The sequence below is a fragment of the Nonomuraea composti genome (assembly GCF_012034275.1).
Classification (GTDB): Bacteria; Actinomycetota; Actinomycetes; order Streptosporangiales; family Streptosporangiaceae; genus Nonomuraea; species Nonomuraea composti.
The window spans coordinates 1-19,338 of record NZ_JAATEP010000088.1; the positions used below are offsets into that span (position 1 = coordinate 1).

The window sequence follows — 19,338 nt, forward strand, 5'->3', positions numbered from 1 at the left end:
ACCAGCTCGCCACGAACACCGTCGCGGGCGTGCAGGCCGACCAGAACCTGACCGTCGTGTCCGGCGGCGGCCTCGGCTACTACGGCTTCCAGATCAACATCGGCAACGCCAAGGGCTCCACCGAGAAGCCCGGCCCGATCGACACGCCGCTCGGCAAGAGCCCGCAGCTCCGCGAGGCGTTCGAGCTGTCGCTCGACCGCGACGCGATCAACAAGGCCGTCTACAACGGGCTGCACCAGGTGGACTGCTACCCCGTCCCGGTGGACAGCCCGTACCGGCCGAAGGACCTGACCTGCCCCAAGCGGGACCTGGCCAAGGCCAAGCAGCTCGTGCAGGCCTCCGGCGTGGCCACGCCGATCCCGGTCACCCTCGCCACCCCGAACGACGCCGTCAACCAGCGCCTGGCGCAGGTCATCCAGTCGATGGCCAAGGAGGCGGGCTTCAACGTGAGCGTGCAGACGGCCGAGTTCGTCAGCGTGCTGGAGCAGGGCAAGGCCGGCAAGTTCGACGTGCTGCTGAGCGGCTGGTCGGGCCGCGTGGACCCGGACGGCAACCTCACGAACCTGGTCACCACCCAGGGCAGCAACAACTACGCGGGCATGTCGGACCCCGGCATCGACGACCCGATCAAGCGGGCCGCCGCCGAGACGGACGTCGCCAAGCGGGCCGAGCTGTACGGCAGCGCCATGAAGAAGGCCGCCGAGCTGCGCGGCGTGGTGTACCTGTACCACAACCTGTACTACCTCGGCATGCACAAGACCGTGGCCGGCGTCCAGTACTTCAAGGACGGCCTGCCCCGCTTCGTCACCGCCGGGTTCGCCGCCTGATGCTCTGGTTCATCCTGCGGCGCTGCGGATCGGCCGTGCTCGTGCTGTTCCTGTCCAGCGTCCTGATCTTCCTGGGCATCCGGGCGCTGCCCGGCGACCCGGCCACGGTGATGGCCGGGCAGGAGGCGTCGCCGGCCGCGATCGAGGCCATCCGCAAGGAGTTCGGCCTGGACAAGCCGCTGCCGGCGCAGTACCTGGACTACGTCGGCCAGACGCTGACCGGTAACTTCGGCCGCTCGACCCAGGACCAGCTGCCCGTGGCGGACATCCTGGCCGAGCGGCTGCCGGTGACGCTGGAGCTGTCGCTGCTGGCCATGCTGGTCGCGATCGTCGTCGGCGTGGGGGCGGGCATCGTGGCCGCCGTCCGCCGCGGCAAGCTCGCCGACTACGTGGCCACCGGCTTCGGCCTGGCCGGGCTGTCGATCCCGCACTTCTGGCTGGGCCTGCTCGGCATCCTGCTGTTCGCGGTGACGTGGCGGGTGCTGCCGGCCTCCGGGTACGTGCCGTTCACCGAGGACCCGGCCGGGAACCTGCAGCGCATGATCCTGCCGGCCCTGGTGCTCGGCACGGGCTTCGCGGCGATCCTGATGCGGCAGACCCGCTCGGCCATGCTGGGCGCGCTGTCGGCCGACTACGTCAGGACCGCCCGGTCGAAGGGCCTGTCGGAGGCCAAGGTGGTGGGCGCGCACGCGCTGCGCAACAGCCTGACGACCGTCGTGACGGTGCTCGGCCTGCAGCTCGGCGCGCTGATCAGCGGCGCCGTGGTGACCGAGCAGATCTTCGTCATCCCGGGCTTCGGCAAGCTGACCGTGGACGCGGTGCTGACCAGGAACTATCCCGTCATCCAGGCGGTCGTGCTGGTCACGGTCATCGGGTACGTCGTGGTGAACCTGCTGGTCGACATCGCCTACGCCTTCCTCAACCCCCGGATCAGGCTGTCGGGAGGCACCCGTGACTAGGCACTGGCGGCGTTTCAGGCGGCGGCCGATGCCGATGGCGGGCCTGGTGCTGGTGGTCGCGTTCGTCCTGCTGGCCCTGCTCGGCCCGCTGGTGACCGGCGACCCGGCGGCGCAGGACTACCTGGCCACGCTCGCGCCCCCGTCGGGCGCGCACCCGATGGGCACCGACGACCTCGGCCGGGACGCCTTCGCCCGCATCGCGCACGGCGCCCAGGTCTCGCTGCAGGCGGGCGTGCTGTCCACGCTGCTGGCGATGGTGGCCGGCATCCCGATCGGGCTGGTCGCCGGCTTCTACCGGCGCTGGCTGGACCCGATCGTGATGCGGCTGGTGGACGTGACGCTGGCCTTCCCGTTCCTGGTGTTCGCGGTGGGCCTGGCGGCGATCATCGGGCCGTCGCTGAAGGGCGTCGTGCTGGCGCTGGGCTTCTCCCAGCTGCCCGCGATCATCCGGATCACCCGCGGCGAGGTGCTGGCCGTCAGGGAGATGGACTACGTGGCCGCGGCCATCGCCGACGGCGCGGGCGACGGGCACATCATCTTCCGTTACGTGCTGCCGAACTGCGCCAGCCCGCTCATCGTGCAGGCCACGGTGGCGATCCCGGCGGCGATCATCGGTGAGGCCACGCTGTCGTTCCTCGGGCTGGGCGTGCAGCCGCCGACCCCGTCGTGGGGCGTGATGCTGACGACCGCGCAGCAGTACCTGAGCGACGCGCCCTGGCTGGCGATCTGGCCCGGCCTGATGATCGCGCTGGCCACGCTCGGCTTCAACCTGCTCGGCGACGGCCTGCGTGACGTACTGGACCCGAGGAGCCACCGATGAGCCTGCTGGAGATCACCGACCTCAAGGTCGGTTTCGACACCGAGGACGGCCACGTCCAGGCGGTCAGGGACATCTCGCTCACCCTGGACGAGGGCGAGATCCTCGCCCTGTGCGGCGAGTCCGGCTGCGGCAAGTCGGTCACCGCCATGTCGATCCCCCGGCTGCTGCCGCCCGCGACGACGCGGCTGACCGGCTCGATCAGGCTGGACGGCCGCGAGCTGACCACGCTGCCCGAGCCGGAGATGCGGCAGGTGCGCGGCAAGACCGTCTCGGTCGTCTTCCAGGAGCCGATGACCTCGCTGAACCCGTCGTTCACGGTCGGCTACCAGATCACCGAGGTGCTGCGCCGGCACGAGAGGCTGTCGCGGCAGGCCGCGAACCAGCGGGCCGTGGAGCTGCTGGAGCTGGTCGGCATCCCCGCGCCGGTGCGCCGGATGAAGGAGTACCCGCACCAGCTGTCCGGCGGCATGCGGCAGCGCGTCATGATCGCCATCGCGGTGGCCTGCTCGCCGCGCGTGCTGATCGCCGACGAGCCGACCACGGCGCTCGACGTGACGATCCAGGCGGGCGTGCTGGACGTCTTCCGCGACCTGCGCGACCGGCTCGGCACCGCGATCATCCTCATCACGCACGACCTGGGCGTGGTCGCCGACATCGCCGACCGCGCCATGGTCATGTACGCGGGCCGCGCGGTCGAGCAGGCACCCGTGGCCGAGCTGTTCGCGCGGCCGCGGCACCCGTACACGCTGGGGCTGATGAACGCCCTGCCCTCGGCCGCCGTCAACGGCCGGCTGGCGGAGATCCCCGGCATGGTGCCCTCGCCGCTGTCGGACCCCGACCAGTGCGCCTTCCACGACCGCTGCCGGTTCGCCCAGGACGACTGCCGGGCGTCCAGACCCCCGCTCGAACGCCAGGGCGACGACCACCTGGCGGCCTGCTTCCACCCCGGAGGTCAGTCGTGATCCTGCGGATCGACAACCTGGTCAAGCACTACGGCCCCGTCCGGGCCGTGGACGGCCTGTCGCTGGAGATCGGCGAGGGCGAGGTGCTCGGCCTGGTCGGCGAGTCGGGCAGCGGCAAGTCCACGGTCGGCAAGTGCGTGCTGCGCCTGACCGAGCCGACCGCGGGCACGATCGAGCTGGGCGGCAGGGACATCACCCACCTGTCGCGCCGGGCGATGCGCCCGCTGCGCCGCGACGTGCACATGGTCTTCCAGGACCCGTTCTCCTCGCTCAACCCGCGCTTCACGATCGAGCGGATCGTGGCCGAGCCGCTGCTGCGGCACAAGGTCACCGACCGGCGCGAGGTGGCGGGCCGGGTGGCGGCGATGCTGGAGAAGGTCGGGCTGCGGCAGGAGATGCGCAAGCGGTTCCCGCACGAGTTGTCCGGCGGGCAGCGGCAGCGGGTGGGGCTGGCCAGGGCGCTGATCCTGGAGCCCAAGCTGGTCGTGGCGGACGAGCCGGTCTCGGCGCTGGACGTGTCCGTGCAGGCGTCGGTGCTCAACCTGATCACCGACCTGCAGCGGGACATGGGGTTCTCGTGCCTGTTCATCACGCATGACCTGTCGGTCGTGGAGTTCCTGGCCGACCGGATCGCGGTCATGTACCTGGGGAAGATTGTGGAGTCGGGCCCGACGGCCGAGATCTTCGCCGGGCCGCGGCATCCGTACACGCAGGCCCTGCTGTCGGCCGCGCCGGTGGCCGATCCGGCCAGGCAGCGGGAGCGGCGCAGGATCGTGCTCGGCGGCGACGTGCCGAGCCCGATGGACCCGCCGTCCGGCTGCCGCTTCCACACGCGGTGCCCGCTGGCCTACGACGAGTGCCGTACCTCCGAACCTCTGTTGAACGACCCGCGTGGCAGCGGTCACCCCGCCGCGTGCCACCTGGTAACGGCGGACCGCGTCCCCGACGCGGCCAAGTAAGGAGAGATCTTGTTCACCACCAGGCCCGAGCTGTCGGGCGACTTCGGCATGGTCGCCAGCACGCACTGGCTGGCCTCCGCCACCGGCATGGGCGTCCTGGAGCGCGGCGGCAACGCGTTCGACGCGGCGGTGGCCGCCGGGTTCGTGCTGCAGGTCGCGGAGCCGCACCTGAACGGCCCCGGCGGCGAGGTGCCGATCCTGTTGTGGAGCGAGGCCGAGCAGAAGGTGTCGGTGGTGTGCGGGCAGGGCGTGGCGCCCGCCGCGGCCACCATCGAGCGCTTCGCCGGGCTCGGCCTGGACGTCGTGCCCGGCACCGGCCTGCTCGCGGCGACCGTGCCGGGGGCGTTCGGCGGCTGGATGCTCATGCTGGAGCGCTGGGGCACCTGGTCGCTGGCCGACGTGCTGGCCCCGGCGATCCACTACGCCGAGCACGGCGTGCCGGTGCTGGAGCGCATCTCGGGCACGATCGCCTCGGTCGAGGAGCTGTTCCGGCAGGACTGGCCCACGTCGGCGGCCACGTGGCTGCCGGATGGGAACGTTCCGAAGCCGGGCTCCAAGCTGGCCAACCCGGTGCTGGCCGCCACCTACCGGCGGCTGGTCGCCGAGGCCGAGGCCGCGTCGAGCACCCGCGAGGGGCAGCTCGCCGCCGCCAGGAAGGCGTGGTACGAGGGCTTCGTCGCCGAGGCGATCGCCGAGTTCAGCGCGACGACGGCGTGGCGCGACAGCTCGGGCGAGGTGCACGGCGGCCTGCTCACGGGCGACGACCTGGCGGGCTGGTCGGCGTCGGTGGAGGAGCCGCTGACCTTCGACTACCGCGGATACACGGTGGCCAAGACGGGGCCGTGGGGTCAGGGGCCGGCGTTCCTGCAGCAGCTCGCCCTGCTCGACGGCTTCGATTTGGACGGGATGGACTTCCTCGGCGCCGACTACCTGCACACGGTGACGGAGGCCGCCAAGCTGGCCTTCGCCGACCGCGAGGCCTGGTACGGCGACACCGACGTGCCCATGGCCGACCTGCTGAGCCCGGCCTACAACGCCGAGCGGCGCACCCTGATCGGTGACCGGGCCAGCCTGGAGCTGCGGCCGGGATCGCCCGGCGGCCGGGCGCCCCGGCTGCCCGTCTTCCCCGGCCCGGGCACCGCGAGCGACGCGCCCGGCCTGTCCGGCGCGCGCAAGCCCCAGGGCGTCGGCGAGCCCACCGTCGCCAAGGACGGCATGGTCAAGGGCGACACCTGCCACGTGGACGTCGTGGACCGCTTCGGCAACATGGTGTCGGCCACGCCCAGCGGCGGCTGGCTGCAGAGCTCCCCCACCATCCCGAAGCTGGGCTTCTGCCTCGGCACCCGGGCCCAGATGTTCTGGCTGCAGGAGGGGGTGGCCACCGCGCTGCGCCCCGGCGCGCGCCCGCGCACGACGCTGTCGCCGTCGTTCGCGCTCAGGGACGGCAAGCCGTGGCTGGCGTTCGGCACCCCCGGCGGCGACCAGCAGGACCAGTGGAGCCTGAACTTCTTCCTCGCGCTCGTCCACGGCAAGCTGAACCTCCAGGAGGCCATCGACGCCCCCATGTTCCACTCCGAGCACTTCCCCAGCTCGTTCTTCCCGCGCGGCTCCCGCCCCGGCGTCATGCACGTCGAGGACCGCATCGGGGAAGGCGTGGTGGCGGAGCTGCGCCGGCGCGGGCACGAGGTCGAGGTGCAGGGCCCGTGGTCGCTGGGCCGACTGAGCGCGGTCGCCCGTGACGGCGCGTTCCTCAAGGCCGCCGCCAACCCGCGTGGCGCCCAGGGCTACGCTGCCGGCCGATGACCGACCTGCTCTTCCTGGTCGGTGCCGGCCTGCTGGCCGGCGTGGTCAACGCCCTGGCGGGCGGGGGGACGCTGATCTCGTTCCCCGCCCTCCTGGCGCTGGGTTACCCGGGCCTGACCGCCACCGTCACGAACGCGGTGGCGCTGTGGCCCGGCTATCTGGGGGGTGTGCTCGGCTACCGGGCCGAGCTGAAGGGACAGCGGCGCAGGGCCGTCCTGCTGTCGATCGCGGCGGTGCTGGGAGCCTGCGCGGGCAGCTCGCTGCTGCTGCTCACGCCGGGCAAGCTGTTCGAGTCGATGGTGCCGTGGCTGGTGGCCTTCGCCAGCCTCGCCCTGCTGGCGCAGCCGTGGCTGCGCAAACTCATCGGCGGCGAGGCCGATGGCCGGACCAGCCGGATGGTGTACGCCGGGGTGTTCCTCGGCGGCTGCTACGGCGCCTACTTCAACGGCGGCATGGGCGTGGTGCTGCTGACCGTGCTCGGCCTGTTCCTGCACGACAACCTGCACCGGGTCAACGCCGTGCGGGCCGTGCTGTCGCTGGTCGTCAGCTCGGTCTCGGTCGTCGCGTTCTCCCTGTTCGGGCCCGTGGAGTGGACGGCCGCGGCGGTGATCGCGCCGGCCAGCCTGGTGGGTGGCTTCCTCGGCACCCGCCTGGCCAAGCTCATGCCCGCCAAGGTGCTGCGGGGCGTGGTCGTCGCGTTCGGCCTGGGGGTGGCCGTCGCGCTCGCCCTGCACTAGGCGACGGTCGCCTCGATGAGGTCGTCCACCACCTCTTCGAGGGCGTTCGCCTTCGCGTACGCCCGCCGCTGCCGCATCGCCCCCGACCCCGAGCGCAGCAGCCGGTCGAGGCCCTCCTGGATGAACGTCAGGTCGCCGGCCTCGGCCAGCGCCGGGCGTACGTGCTCCAGGAGGCGCCCGGCCAGCACCGCCGCCGGCACGAGCGTGCCGTGCCGGACGTCGAGGCTGTCGCCCTGCAACCCGTAGCGGGCGGCCCGCCAGTAGGCGGCGCGCAGCACCTCGGCCGGGACGGGCAGCCCGCGGTCGCCGCGCGCGACGGCGCCCAGCGCGGTGACGACCAGCGCGCGGATGAGCCCGATCAGGGTGAGGCTGTCGGCCACGTCGAGCGGCACGTCGGCCACCCTGATCTCCACGGTGGGCAGGCGGGGCGACGGCCGGGTGTCCCAGTAGACGGTCTTGGGGTCGAGCAGCACGCCCGACTCGCCCAGCGCGCGCAGGGCCAGCTCGTACGCCCCGAACGACGGGAAGTACGGCGGCGCGCCGGAGACCGGCCACCGGCCCCAGCTGATCACCCTCCAGGAGGCGTAGCCGGTGTCGCGGCCCACGAAGAACGGCGAGTTGGCGGCCAGCGCGATGAGCGTCGGCAGCCAGGGCCGCAGGTGGTTGCCCACGTAGACGGCGTGCTCGGGGTCGGGCACGTCGACGTGCACGTGCAGGGCGCAGATGCTGATCTCGTCCTGCAGCGCGCGGTAGAGCGTGCGGCCCTGGTGGTAGCGGACGTCGTCGGTGAGCGGCGGCGGCATGACGTTGCCGAGGACGGGGATGCCGCTGGCGACGACGGCCAGGCCGCACGAGCGGGCCGCGCCCGCCACCTCCTTCCGCGCGGCACGCAGTTGCGAGCCGAGCTCGCTCAGGTCGGCGGAGGGCGGCGTGCGGGCCTCCACCTGGAATCGGGTGATTTCGTGAACCACGTCCAGCATGTCCGTCGCGGCGGCCAGCACCTCGGCCGCCCGGGGAGTCACGTGGCGGGTGCGGGGATCGACGATGAGGTACTCCTCCTCGATCCCGATGAGCGGAACCATGCCCACACCTCGTTGGGGAGTCCAACCCTCCGTAGGGAGTTGTGCCCCTACCTCACCCCCCGGAAAACCCGGTTGTCAGAGGGTGAACTCCACGGGTCCGTAGACTGCCTCCGGGGCGCGGGTGGCCATCGCCCAGTAACGGTCGCCGTACGACCAGTGCCACCACTCCGTCGGGTAGTTGACCAGGCCGGCGGGCTCCAGGGCAGCGGCGAGCAGCTTGCGGTGGGCGCGGGCGTCGTCGGAGATGTTCGGGGCGGCGGTGTAGCAGGCGCCGTCGCTCTGCTCCGGGTTGTCGTTGACCTCGGTGCCCATGTCGTACTCGGTGCCGTCGGGGGCGCACAGCGTCAGGTCCACGGCGGCGCCGGCGGTGTGCGGGGCCACCTCGACCGGCGAGACGTAGCGGCTGGCGGCCACGTACGACTCCTCGGGCGTCAGGCCGGTCAGCGTGGCACGGTACTCGTCGAAGATCCTGCGCTGGGTCGCGACGGGCCGGTAGCCCTCGACGATCAGCAGGTGATAGCCGTCGGGCAACAGGCTCTCCGCGTGCTCCAGGCGCTGGAGCACCCCGGCCCGCAGGTGCGCGTAGGCGCCCTGCTCATCCGCCATGCGCGGGTCCACGCGCAGCCGCCCGCGCACGTCCGCGAGCGGTTCGCCGCTCTCCTGCACCGGGATCGAGGTCACGCGGGGGTCCGAGATCAGCACGACTTCGTTCGGGGACTGCCACATGGGCAAGAATTCTCACACAGTGTCGGAGAAGACCTGCTCCCGGGCCTGTTCCAGCGCGGCCACCAGGGCGCCGCGCAGCACGGGGTTGCCCGCGACCCTGGTGGTGACGACGGTGGGGCGGCTCGGGCACACGCGGGCCACGGCCTCCTGCACCTTGGCCGCCAGGCGCTCGCCGCCGGCCCTGCCGATGTCGCCGCTGAGCACGATGAGGCCGGGGTCGAGCACGACGGTGACGGCGGCGGCGCCCAGGGCCAGCCGGGCCGCCACGGCGTCCAGGTACGCCTCGTCGCCGCCGCGTACCAGGTCGGGCACCGTGTGGCCGCTCACGCCGCGCTCGTCGGCCAGCCCGCGCAGGGCGTCGTGCCCCACCAGGCGCTGGAAGGAGCCGGTCTGCGGCCTCGTGACGTCGGACGGCAGCGGCTCGCCGGGGACGGGCAGCCAGCCGATCTCGCCGGCGCCGCCGGTGATGCCCCGGTGCAGCCGGCCGCCGAGCATGACGCCGAGCCCCTGGCCGACGCCGGCCCAGATGACCACGAAGTCGTCGTGGCCGACGGCGGCGCCGTGCCGGTGCTCGGCCAGGGCGACGAGGTTGACGTCGTTCTCGATGGTCACGGAGGCGCCCAGCGTCTCGCGCAGGCTGGCCAGCACGCCGACGTGCCAGGCGGGCAGGTCCACCGAGATGCGCACGTCGCCGGTGGCGGGGTCGACGACCCCCCTCGTACCGATGACGAACGCCCGCAGTTGCGACAGGCTGACGTTGGCGGCGTCGCACGCCCGCTGGACGGCGGCGTGCACCGCCTTGACCGGATCGCGACCGTCGGAGGGATTGACGGTGATCTCGACCACGACCCTGCCTGTGATGTCCGCCACACCGACCGTGAGGCTTTCCGGCAGCACCTCCAGCCCGGCGACGTACGCGCTCGACGGGACCACGGCGTACAGGGCGGCGTGCGGCCCCCTGCCTCCGGCGCGCTCGCCGGCGACCTCCACGAGCCCCCGCTCCTCCAGGCGCGCGAGGAGCTGACCTGCGGTTACCTTGGAGAGCCCGGTCCGCTCACCGAGCTCGGCACGGGTGAGAGGGCCGTTCCCGAGGAGCAGTTCGAGTGCCGCGCGGTCGTTCAGCCGGCGTAGCAACCGGGGGGTTCCCGGGTCTCGGCTCATCGGCGCACCCTTCTCGTCACGATCGGCTAACGAGCGTTTCTTTTAAGAAAGTTTCTTGTTAGTTTACCAGCATCGTTCGGATTTGACGATCAGCCTGGTGCGGACCGTAGGCCGGCACCCGGGAAGGGAGAACCCTGTGAGGATCGCGAAGATCACAGCCACCACGGTCACCGCGGCCGCCCTGGCCCTGGGCCTGGCAGCCTGTGGCTCCGGTGGCTCTGGCGAACAACCCCCCACGTCCTCACCCAGCGGCGCCGCCGCCTCCGGCCCCAAGTACGCGGGCAAGACGCTCAGCGTGTGGCGGCTCGGCGACAGCAACCCGGCCGCGGCCAAGTACATGGAGGAGCTGAACGCCGAGTTCACCAAGCAGACCGGCGCGCAGGTCAAGCTGGAGTGGATCCCGTGGCCGCAGGTCGCGGACAAGTTCGCCGCCGCCACCACCGGCACCGGCCCGGACGTGACCGAGATCGGCAACGACCAGGTGCCGATGTGGCAGAGCCAGGACGCGCTCACGCCCATCACCGACATCGCCCGCGAGGGCGACCGGGCACAGATCCCCCAGAACCTCTACGGCTACGAGACCGTGGACAACGAGATCTACGCGGTGCCGTGGGGCGCGGGGGCCCGCGCGGTGCTCTACCGCAAGGACTGGTTCGAAGACCTCAAGATCGAGGTCCCGAAGACCTGGGACGAGCTCGTCGCCGCCGCCAAGAAGATCCAGGCCGAGAAGAAGGGCGTGGACGGCTTCGCCTTCAACGGCGGCTCCGACGCCAACCACCTGCTGGCCGCGTTCGCCTGGTCCGAGGGCGGCGACTACGCCGTCAAGGAAGGCGACAAGTGGGTCGGCAAGCTCACCGAGCCCGGCTTCCAGAAGGGCTTCGCCACCTACACCGGCCTCGTCCAGGACGGCCTGTCCAGCAAGGCGAACCTGACGCTCAACACCGTGGACATCCGCAAGCGCTTCGCCAACGACAAGGTCGCGATGTACCTCACCGCCGCCTGGGACCTGGCCGGCATCGAGGAGGACTCCAAGGGCAAGCTGAAGGGCGACAAGCTCGGCTTCTTCCCGCTGCCCGCCAAGACCGGCGGCGTCGCCGCCTCCTTCTTCGGCGGCAACGACATCGCGCTGTGGGGCACCACCCAGCAGGCCGAGCTGGGCAAGGAGTACATCAAGCTGGCCACCAGCAAGACCTGGGCCGACCGGTACGCCAAGGAGGGCGGCCTGCTGCCCGTCTACCCCGACACCCTCCAGTCGATGAACGAGGACCCGGCGCAGGGCGCGTTCGCCCAGGCCTTCGCCAAGGCCAGGGCCTTCCCCGCCGACCCCAACTGGTCCGAGGCCGACGCCACCAAGGCCGTGCTGCAGAACGCGGCCCGCGCCGTCATCGAGGGCAAGAAGGACGCCAACACCGCCCTCGCCGACGCCAACAAGGAACTCGAAGAGATCCTGAACCAGTAGCGATGGCCAACACCTCAACGGTCGCCCGGGGCGCAGGCTCCTCCCCCGCCCCGGGGCACCGGCGCAACAAGAGCGGCCGGGCCGCGCGCCCCAGCGGGATGCCGAACTGGAGCATCCCGTACCTCCTGCTCGTCCCCGGCCTGCTCGTCATCGCGGGCCTCCTGCTGTACCCGATGTTCCAGCTCGCCGTCATGGCCTTCCAGAAGGTCGGCCTGGCGCAGATCAGGGGCACCAGGCCGGCCGAATGGGTGGGCACGGAGAACTTCCAGAAGATCCTCGACAACGAGATCTTCTGGTCGGCGCTGCGCAACACCGTGGCCTTCGCCGCCGTCGCCGTCAGCCTCACGCTGATCGTCGGCACCGCCGTGGGCGTGCTGCTGAACAAGCTCGGCAAGAAGATGTCGCTGTTCGTGGTCATCGGCTGCATGTTCGCCTGGGCCGTGCCCCCCGTCGCGCAGGGCGTCATCTGGCGCTCCCTCTTCGACGCCGAGTCCGGCATCGTCAACTGGGCGCTCAACCTGCTGCCCGACTGGCTCGCCGCCCCGCCCGCCGGCCAGGAGAGCTGGACCGGCACCCCCTGGCTCAACGACACCATCCCCCTCTACATCGCGCTGACCGTGTGCGTGGTGTGGGCGGGCTTCCCGTTCATCGCGGTCTCGGTGCTGGCCGGCCTCAAGGGCATCCCCGCCGAGCTGTACGAGGCCGCCAAGGTCGACGGCTCCGGCGCGTGGCACACGTTCAGGAAGATCACCCTGCCCATGCTGAAGCCGGTCTTCGCCGTGCTGACGGTCCTGTCGATCATCTGGGACTTCAAGTGCTTCAGCCAGCTCTACGTGCTCATGAACGGCCCCACCAACCGTGACGGCTTCAACCTGTCGATGTACGCCGTCGCCGAGGCCTTCAAACCGCCGCAGAAGCTCGGCACCGGCGCGGCCATCTCCGTCGTGCTGACGATCATCCTGCTGATCATCACCGTCGTGTACGTCAGGCAGATCGTGAAGCAGGAGGAGATGTGACCCCCCTCGCCCGCAAGAGACTCGGCAAGGTCCTCCTGAACGCGGCCGGCGTCCTGGTCTTCCTGTACGCGGTCTTCCCCGTCTACTGGATGATCTCCACCGGCTTCAAGGAGAACGACCAGATCTTCACCACGGAGTTCATCCCGTTCCCCACGCACTTCACCTTCGACCACTTCGCGCGGGTGCTCACCGAGGGCGTGGCGAACAACTCCATCTGGCTCTACATGCGCAACAGCGCCATCGTGGCGCTCGGCACCGTGCTCATCGGTTCGGCGTTCGCGCTGCTGTCGGCCACCGCCATCGCCCGCTTCCGATTCAAGGGGCGCACGACGTTCCTGATCCTGCTGCTCGTCGTGCAGATGCTGCCGGCCGAGGGCCTGCTCATCCCGCTCTACATGATGGTCAAGCGGGTCGGGCTGGGCGACCAGCTCATCGGCCTCATCATCACCCAGGTCGCGCTGACGCTGCCGTTCGCCGTGTGGATGCTGCGCACGTTCGTCGCCGCCGTGCCCAAGACGCTGGAAGAGGCCGCCTGGATCGACGGGGCCGGGCGCATGACGACCTTCTGGAAGGTGCTCTTCCCGCTGGTCGCGCCCGGGCTCGTGGCCACCAGCATCTTCTCGTTCATCACCGCCTGGAACGACCTCGTCTTCGCCCTGTACCTCATGTCGGGGAGCGAGGGATACACGATGCCCGTCGCCCTGCAGTACTTCTTCGGGCAGAAGGGCGTCGACTGGGGCGCCATCATGGCCGGCTCGACGCTGATGACCGTCCCCGTCGTCATCTTCTTCCTGCTGGTGCAACGCCGCATGGTCGCCGGCCTCACCGCCGGCGCCGTGAAGGGCTGACGACCTCCCGCGTACGGTGCCGCCCGGCACCGTACTCCACCATGCCTTGACAACGATGAGGAGCCATGAGTCAGAGTGATCGGGGGCTGCGCCGACTCGCGGCCGGCACACTGCTCGTCGCCTTCCAGGGCACCACGGCGCCCGACTGGGTGCTGCGCGAGCTGGAGCACGGCCTCGGCGGCGTGACGCTCTTCGGCTTCAACGTGGCCGACCCCGCCCAGGTGCTCCGCCTGACCACCGCGCTGAGGGGAGCCGGTGAGCCCGTCATCTCGCTCGACGAGGAAGGCGGGGACGTGACGCGGCTCGCCTACCACGTCGGCAGCCCGTACCCCGGGAACGCGGCCCTGGGGGCCGTCGACGACGTCGAGCTCACCCGCAACGTCTACCGGGCCATCGGCTCCGAGCTGGCCGCCTGCGGCATCAACCTCGACATGGCGCCCAGCGCCGACGTCAACACCGAGGCCGACAACCCCGTCATCGGCACCCGATCCTTCGGCGCCGACCCCGGCCTGGTCGCCCGGCACACCGTCGCCGCCGTCGAGGGCCTCCAGTCCGTCCGCGTCGCCGCCTGCGTCAAGCACTTCCCCGGCCACGGCGCCACCCGCGTGGACTCCCACCTCGCCGTCCCCGTCGTCGACGTCGGCCTCGACGTCCTGCGGGAACGCGAGCTGGCGCCCTTCCGCGCCGCCATCGGCGCCGGCGCCAAGTCGGTGATGACCGCGCACGTCGCGGTGCCCGCCGTGACGGGCCCCACGCCCGCCACGCTGTCCGGCGCCGCCCTGACCGGGCTCCTCAGGGGCGAGCTCGGCTACGACGGCGTGGTCATCACCGACGCGCTCGACATGCACGCCATCACCAGGAGCGTCGGCCTCGCCGGCGGCGCCGTGCTCACCCTCGCCGCCGGCTCCGACCTGCTGTGCCTCGGGCCGCTGCCCACCTACGACGACGTCCAGGCCATCATCGCCGAGATCGTCACGGCCGTCCGCGAAGGCCGCCTGCCCGCCGCCCGCCTGGAGGAGGCCGCCGCCCGCGTCACCGCCCTGCGCGCCTGGGCCGCCACACCGCCCCAGGTCACCGCCGAGCCGAACGGCATCGGCCTGCACGCCGCCCGCCGCGCCGTCCGCCTCACCGGCTCCGCCGCCCCCCTCGTCCGGCCCCTCGTCATCGAGGTCGACACCCCGCCGACGATCGCCGTCGGCGACGTGCCGTGGGGCGTCGGCCCGTGGCTCCCGGACGCGGAGATCGTCCGCGTCAAGCCCGCCACCGCCGACGCCCCCGCCCTCCTCGCCAAGGCCGGCGGCCGCTCCCTGGTGGTGGTCGTCAAGGACGCCCACCGCCACCACGAAAGCCAGGCCCTCGTCACCGCCCTGGTCTCGGCCCGCCCGGACACGACGGTCATCGAAATGGGCCTGCCGGTGTGGCGCCCTGAGAGCGCCGCCTACATCGCCACGTACGGCGCCGCCCGCGCCAACGCCCAGGCCGCCGTCGAACTCCTCACCGCCTGACACGGGGGCGCCTGGTTCGGCGCACGTGCGCACCCCCACCACCCGCGCACGTGCGCCGCCCCCACGCCTCCCCGTTCCCAGCGCGCCTTCCATTCCCAGCGGCACTGCACCGCCAGGCACGCCAGCGCTGTACCGCCACGCGCGCCTTCAGTGCCGGCGACGCTGCATCGCCACGCGCCCCTTCCCGTTCCCAGGCGCCGCTGTGCCGCCCGGCACGCCACTCTGCGCCTAGCAGCCGTGCGCACCCAGACGCGCCCTCTCGTTGCCGTGGGACCGCGCCGCAGGCACCCCGTCCCGCGCCCGGCGACGCTGTACCGCCAAGCGCGCCCGCGCTGCGCCGCCACGCGCCCCCTCCCGTTGTCAGCGGCGCTGCACCGCCACGACGTGGGCAGGCGCTGTGCCGCCCGGCGCGGCTTCCCGTGCCCGGGGGCAGCGCGCCGCCAGGCGCGTGCCTCCCCCTTCCCCCAAAAGGACCCCGGCCGGAGTACGGCGGGAGAGTCTCAGGGGGTCAGCAGTTCCTCGCGGGCCTGGTCGAGGGCCGCCAGCACGGCCCCCCGCAGCACGGGGTTCTTGTCCGTGACCGTCGTGGAGGCGACCTGCGGCCGTACCGGGCAGATGCGGGCCACCGCCTCCTCCACCCGGGACGCCAGCGCCGCCCCGCCGGCGTGCCCGACCTCCCCGGCCAGCACGACGAGCCCGGGGTCGAGGATGACGCACACCGCCGCGACCCCCAAGGCGAGCCGCCGCGCGACCTCGTCCAGCAGGGGCTCCCCTTCGGCCCCCGCAGCCACGGCGACCTTGACGCATTCGCTGGCGCTGCCGGCGGCGAAGCCGTACCCCTGGGCCAGTTCGGTCACCGCTTCGGCGCTGACGAGCGACTGGAGCCCGCCGGCCAGGGAGGGCAGCCGCCCGGGCAGCGTACGGATGTCTTCGGGCAGCGGCACTCCGGGCACCGGCAGGTAGCCGATCTCGCCGGCGCTGCCGGAGCGGCCGCGGTGCAGCTTGCCGCCGAGGGTGACGGCCAGCCCGAGCCCGCGGCTGGCCCACAGGAGCACGAAGTCGTCGACTCCTTGGGCGGCCCCGTCGGCGCGTTCGGCGATGGCGGCGAGGTTGACGTCGTTCTCGATGGTGACCTGGCGGCGCAGGTCTCCGGCGAGGGCTTCGTGGATGCCTTCGTGCCAGCCGGGCAGGTCGAAGGAGAAGCGGATGTCGCCGCTGCGCGGGTCGACGACGCCGGGGGTGCCGATGACGACGCCGCGCAGCTTGGACAGGCTGACTTTGGCGCTGCGGCACGCTTTGACGATGGCGCCGTGCACGATGGGGACGGGGTCGTCGTGGCCGTCGGGGTCGACGGTGATCTCGGCGATGGTGTTGCCGTGGATGTCGGCGACGGCTGTGGAGATCAGGTCGGGCCCGACTTCGAGGCCGGCGACGTACGCGCTGGAGGGGATGACGGAGTAGAGGGCCGCGTTGGGCCCGCGCCCGCCGGCCTGCGTGCCGACGACTTCGACGAGCCCGCGCTCTTCGAGCCTGGCCAGCGTCTGCGAGGCCGTGACCTTGGACAGACCGGTCAGGTTGCCGATCTGCCCCCGTGTCATGGGGCCGGTCGCCAGCAGCAGCTCCAGCGCGGCCCGGTCGTTGATCTCCCTGAGCAATCTGGGCACACCAGGGCGTCGCTCCACGCTGAATCCCACCGTCAAATCGAAAAGGTTGTTGGAAGTTTAGCGCTCCGTCTCCTGCCTGGTGTGAACGCCGATTTCGCACCCGACGGAAACGGATCTTGCGCTCATTCTGGCAGGCTTGCGCGTAACCAGTGTTGACCAGGAGGGATAATCGAGAACATGCGCCTATCCGCTCGTGTCGACTACGCCCTCCGAGCCGCCGCTGAACTGGCCGCAGCCGGTGCAGGCCCGACTACCGTGGGCGAGCTCGCCAAGGAGCAGGACATGCCGCCCAAATACCTGGAGAACATTCTGCTGCAGATGCGCCGTGCCGGGCTGGTGCGCGGGCAGCGCGGGCCGGAGGGCGGCTACGTGCTGGCCCGGCCGGCTTCCGACATCTCGCTGGCCGACGTGATCCGCGCCGTGGACGGCCCGCTGGCCAACGTGCGCGGCGAGCGGCCGGAGCACGTCGGCTACCGGGGGCCGGCGGAGTCTCTGCAGCAGGTGTGGATCGCGTTGCGGGCCACTGAGCGTTCGATCCTGGAGGAGGTCACGCTGGAGCAGGTCTCGTCGGGCGCGCTGCCCGAGCGCATCCGCCAGCTCGCCTCCGACCCCGCCGCCTGGGACTGATCTGACCTCACACAGCACGTCAGCCCGGTACGGGGCCGCCCAGCGCGTACGCGACGCCGGCGTCCAGCTCGGCCTGCCGCCCCACCTGGAAGGCACGGGTGTAGTCGCGGTCACCGAGGGCGCCGCGCACCTGCTCCTCGCAGGCCCGCCGGACGGCGACGAGGGCGGGCAGGCCGGCCTGCTGCATGCCCACGACGTCCCAGATCTGGTGGGCCAGCCCGAGCATGTGGGCGGCCCGCTCCTCCTGCCCCACCGCCATGGCCGCCGGGGCGAGCACGTCGATGGCCAGCGCCATCCCGGTGCTGTCGTTCAGCCGCCACTTGACCTCCAGCGCCGCCTGCGCGTACGCCAGCGCCTTCGACGCCCGCCCGTACGCCAGCTCGGCCTGGGCGCGCAGGACGTCGGCGTAGGCGCGCTGCCAGCGCTCGCCGTTGCGGTCGCAGAGCGTGCGCAGCCGTTCCAGCGCGGAGATGGCCTCGTCGAGCTTGCCGGTGGCGGTGCACGTGAGGCTGTAGGCGTTGAGTGAGAGCAGCGTCGGGCAGAGCAGGACATCGTGCTCGGCCTCGTCGAGCAGCCCTTGGGCCAGCTCGGCGACGCGCGCGTGGTCGCCCGTGACGACCGCCACGGACATGTGGGCGCTGCGCGCCATGACCGCCGCCTCGACGTCGCCCTGCCGCTCGGCCTCGGCCGAGCACTCGGCCGCCAGCTCCGCCCCGCGCACCGCCTCGCCCTGGAGCAGCATGATGACGCTGCAGGCCCACAACGCCTTGGTACGGGCCGGCGACGGCTGGCGGTCCTGGGCCAGGGCCCGTTCGAGGTAGTGCTGCCCCTCCTTGTGGAAGCCGCAGGGATACCAGAAGAACCACAGGGCTGAGGCCAGCTCCATCGCGATGTGCCCTTCGGGCCGCGCGAGGGCGAACTGCAGGGCCGCGCGCAGGTTGTCGTGCTCGGCGGTCATGCGGTCGTACCAGGCGTACTGGTCGGGCCCCATCCACTGGGCGTCGCCCTCCCTGGCCAGCGCCAGGTAGTAGTCGCGGTGCCGGCGCCGGACGCGTTCGTCCTGGCCGAGGTCCTTCAGCCAGATGGCGCCGAACTCGCGGATGGTGTCGAGCATCCGGTAGCGGTCGCCCGCCCCGGTCGGCTCCCAGATGAGGATCGACTTGTCGGCGAGCGATTCGAGGAGTTGCGGGATCTGCCAGCTCGGCAGCCGGTCGTCGGCGCAGACCTGCTTGACGGCGGCCGGGTCGATGCTGCCGGCGAAGACGGAGGCGCGTGCCCACAGCAGCCGCTCGGCGGGGGTGCAGAGCTGGTGGCTCCAGCCGATCGCGGTGCGCAGGGCCTGGTGCCAGGGCGGGTCGGCGTCGTACACCTGGTGCTCGGTCGTGCCGAGCACGGCGAAGCGGTCGTCCAGCCGCTCGGCCAGCCGGTCGGGGGTCAGCTCGCGCAGCCGGGCGGCGGCCAGCTCGATGGCGAGCGGCAGCCCTTCGAGCCGCCGGCACACCCGCATGAGGGCGCCGCGGTTGCGCTCGTCGATCGCGAAGCCGGGCACCGTGGCGGCGGCGCGGTCGAGGAGCAGCTCCACCGCGTCGCCCTCCTGCCAGTCGTCGCTCTCGGGGACCGGCAGCGGCTCCACGCCGAGGACCCGCTCCTCGGCGCAGCCGAGCGGCCTGCGGCTGGTGGCCAGGACGCGGAGCTTCGGCGCCGCGGCGAGCAGCGTCCTGGCCGCCGCCGCGCACGTCTGGGTGAGGTGCTCGCAGGTGTCGAACACGAGCAGGAGCTCCCGCTCGGCGAGGTAGTCGGCCAGCACCTCGGTGACCGGCCGGGCGCTCTGGTCGCTCATCGGCAGCGCCTCGGCGATCGCGTACGGCAACGCGCTGCCCTCCACCAGTGGCGACAGCGCGACCAGCCACACCCCGTCGGCGAACTCCGCCCGCAGCTCGGCGGCGGCCCGCAGGGCGATCCTGGTCTTCCCGACCCCGGCCACGCCGGTGACCGTCACCAGCCGGGACCGGCCCAGCAGCGCCCGGACGCCGTCCACCTCCTCGCGGCGACCGATCAGTCTCGTGCTCTCGCTGGGGAGGTTTCCCTGCCACTGGCTGACTTGCATGATCGTCACCTCACAGGACTCGGCCTGCCCCACAGTTTGCCGGAATCGCTCCCGCACCGTCACTAAAAGTGAGAAG

The 19,338-nt window shown here is 72.0% G+C and carries 17 protein-coding genes; 12 read left to right on the plus strand and 5 right to left on the minus strand.

Going from position 1 to position 19,338, the window contains the following annotated elements; translation table 11 throughout:
• The 7 genes from HCN51_RS54395 to HCN51_RS54420 form a co-directional block, all read left to right on the plus strand.
• Positions 1-827 (plus strand): ABC transporter substrate-binding protein (locus tag HCN51_RS54395; RefSeq protein ID WP_206069029.1); only part of this gene is annotated, 827 nt, incomplete at its 5' end.
• Complete coding sequence (locus tag HCN51_RS54400) at positions 827-1,786, plus strand: ABC transporter permease (protein WP_080042032.1); 960 nt, start codon at positions 827-829, stop codon at positions 1,784-1,786. The genes HCN51_RS54395 and HCN51_RS54400, both read left to right, overlap by 1 nt.
• Positions 1,779-2,606, plus strand: coding sequence for an ABC transporter permease subunit (locus HCN51_RS54405; RefSeq protein WP_168021655.1), 828 nt, complete (start codon positions 1,779-1,781; stop codon positions 2,604-2,606). Before HCN51_RS54400 ends, HCN51_RS54405 begins: the two co-directional genes overlap by 8 nt.
• Positions 2,603-3,568: an ABC transporter ATP-binding protein gene (locus HCN51_RS62820; protein WP_080042034.1), complete on the plus strand. Its 966-nt coding sequence runs from the start codon at positions 2,603-2,605 to the stop codon at positions 3,566-3,568. Before HCN51_RS54405 ends, HCN51_RS62820 begins: the two co-directional genes overlap by 4 nt.
• Positions 3,565-4,527, plus strand: coding sequence for an ABC transporter ATP-binding protein (locus HCN51_RS62825; protein WP_329607622.1), 963 nt, complete (start codon positions 3,565-3,567; stop codon positions 4,525-4,527). Before HCN51_RS62820 ends, HCN51_RS62825 begins: the two co-directional genes overlap by 4 nt.
• Before the next feature lie 48 nt (positions 4,528-4,575).
• On the plus strand, positions 4,576-6,330 hold the full coding sequence (locus tag HCN51_RS54415) for a gamma-glutamyltransferase family protein (RefSeq protein ID WP_168021672.1): 1,755 nt from the start codon (positions 4,576-4,578) through the stop codon (positions 6,328-6,330).
• Complete coding sequence (locus HCN51_RS54420) at positions 6,327-7,067, plus strand: sulfite exporter TauE/SafE family protein (protein ID WP_168021656.1); 741 nt, start codon at positions 6,327-6,329, stop codon at positions 7,065-7,067. Before HCN51_RS54415 ends, HCN51_RS54420 begins: the two co-directional genes overlap by 4 nt.
• Here the strand turns inward: HCN51_RS54420 and HCN51_RS54425 are convergent.
• From HCN51_RS54425 to HCN51_RS54435, 3 genes are all read right to left on the minus strand, one after another.
• The gene (locus HCN51_RS54425) at positions 7,064-8,149 is read right to left on the minus strand and encodes a carboxylate-amine ligase (protein WP_168021657.1); all 1,086 of its coding nucleotides are present in this window, start codon (positions 8,147-8,149) and stop codon (positions 7,064-7,066) included. The genes HCN51_RS54420 and HCN51_RS54425 overlap by 4 nt on opposite strands.
• 75 nt (positions 8,150-8,224) lie before the next feature.
• Entirely contained in the window at positions 8,225-8,875 is a 651-nt protein-coding gene (locus HCN51_RS54430; protein ID WP_168021658.1) for a M15 family metallopeptidase, read from the minus strand.
• Positions 8,876-8,887: 12 nt separating this feature from the next.
• Complete coding sequence (locus tag HCN51_RS54435) at positions 8,888-10,036, minus strand: ROK family transcriptional regulator (RefSeq protein WP_080042038.1); 1,149 nt, start codon at positions 10,034-10,036, stop codon at positions 8,888-8,890.
• A 136-nt stretch (positions 10,037-10,172) separates the two neighbouring features.
• On the opposite strand from HCN51_RS54435, the gene HCN51_RS54440 reads away from it, so the two are divergent.
• The 4 genes from HCN51_RS54440 to HCN51_RS54455 all read left to right on the plus strand — a co-directional run bounded on the left by HCN51_RS54440 (position 10,173) and on the right by HCN51_RS54455 (position 14,864).
• A complete protein-coding gene (locus HCN51_RS54440) occupies positions 10,173-11,495 on the plus strand; it encodes an extracellular solute-binding protein (RefSeq protein ID WP_168021659.1) in 1,323 nt (440 codons plus the stop codon).
• Positions 11,496-11,497: 2 nt separating this feature from the next.
• Complete coding sequence (locus HCN51_RS54445) at positions 11,498-12,511, plus strand: carbohydrate ABC transporter permease (RefSeq protein WP_168021660.1); 1,014 nt, start codon at positions 11,498-11,500, stop codon at positions 12,509-12,511.
• A complete protein-coding gene (locus HCN51_RS54450) occupies positions 12,508-13,359 on the plus strand; it encodes an ABC transporter permease subunit (protein ID WP_168021661.1) in 852 nt (283 codons plus the stop codon). Before HCN51_RS54445 ends, HCN51_RS54450 begins: the two co-directional genes overlap by 4 nt.
• Before the next feature lie 65 nt (positions 13,360-13,424).
• Complete coding sequence (locus HCN51_RS54455) at positions 13,425-14,864, plus strand: glycoside hydrolase family 3 protein (RefSeq protein ID WP_168021662.1); 1,440 nt, start codon at positions 13,425-13,427, stop codon at positions 14,862-14,864.
• 500 nt (positions 14,865-15,364) lie between these two features.
• Here the strand turns inward: HCN51_RS54455 and HCN51_RS54460 are convergent, their stop codons facing one another.
• Complete coding sequence (locus HCN51_RS54460; protein WP_168021663.1) at positions 15,365-16,546, minus strand: ROK family protein; 1,182 nt, start codon at positions 16,544-16,546, stop codon at positions 15,365-15,367.
• A 159-nt stretch (positions 16,547-16,705) separates the two neighbouring features.
• On the opposite strand from HCN51_RS54460, the gene HCN51_RS54465 reads away from it, so the two are divergent.
• Positions 16,706-17,155 (plus strand): RrF2 family transcriptional regulator, encoded by a 450-nt coding sequence (locus tag HCN51_RS54465; protein WP_080042042.1) that lies wholly within the window; start codon positions 16,706-16,708, stop codon positions 17,153-17,155.
• A 19-nt stretch (positions 17,156-17,174) separates the two neighbouring features.
• Here HCN51_RS54465 and HCN51_RS54470 read toward each other — a convergent pair whose 3' ends face one another.
• Positions 17,175-19,262, minus strand: a complete 2,088-nt coding sequence (locus HCN51_RS54470; RefSeq protein WP_168021664.1) for an ATP-binding protein — start codon at positions 19,260-19,262, stop codon at positions 17,175-17,177.
• Positions 19,263-19,338 lie beyond the last annotated feature (76 nt).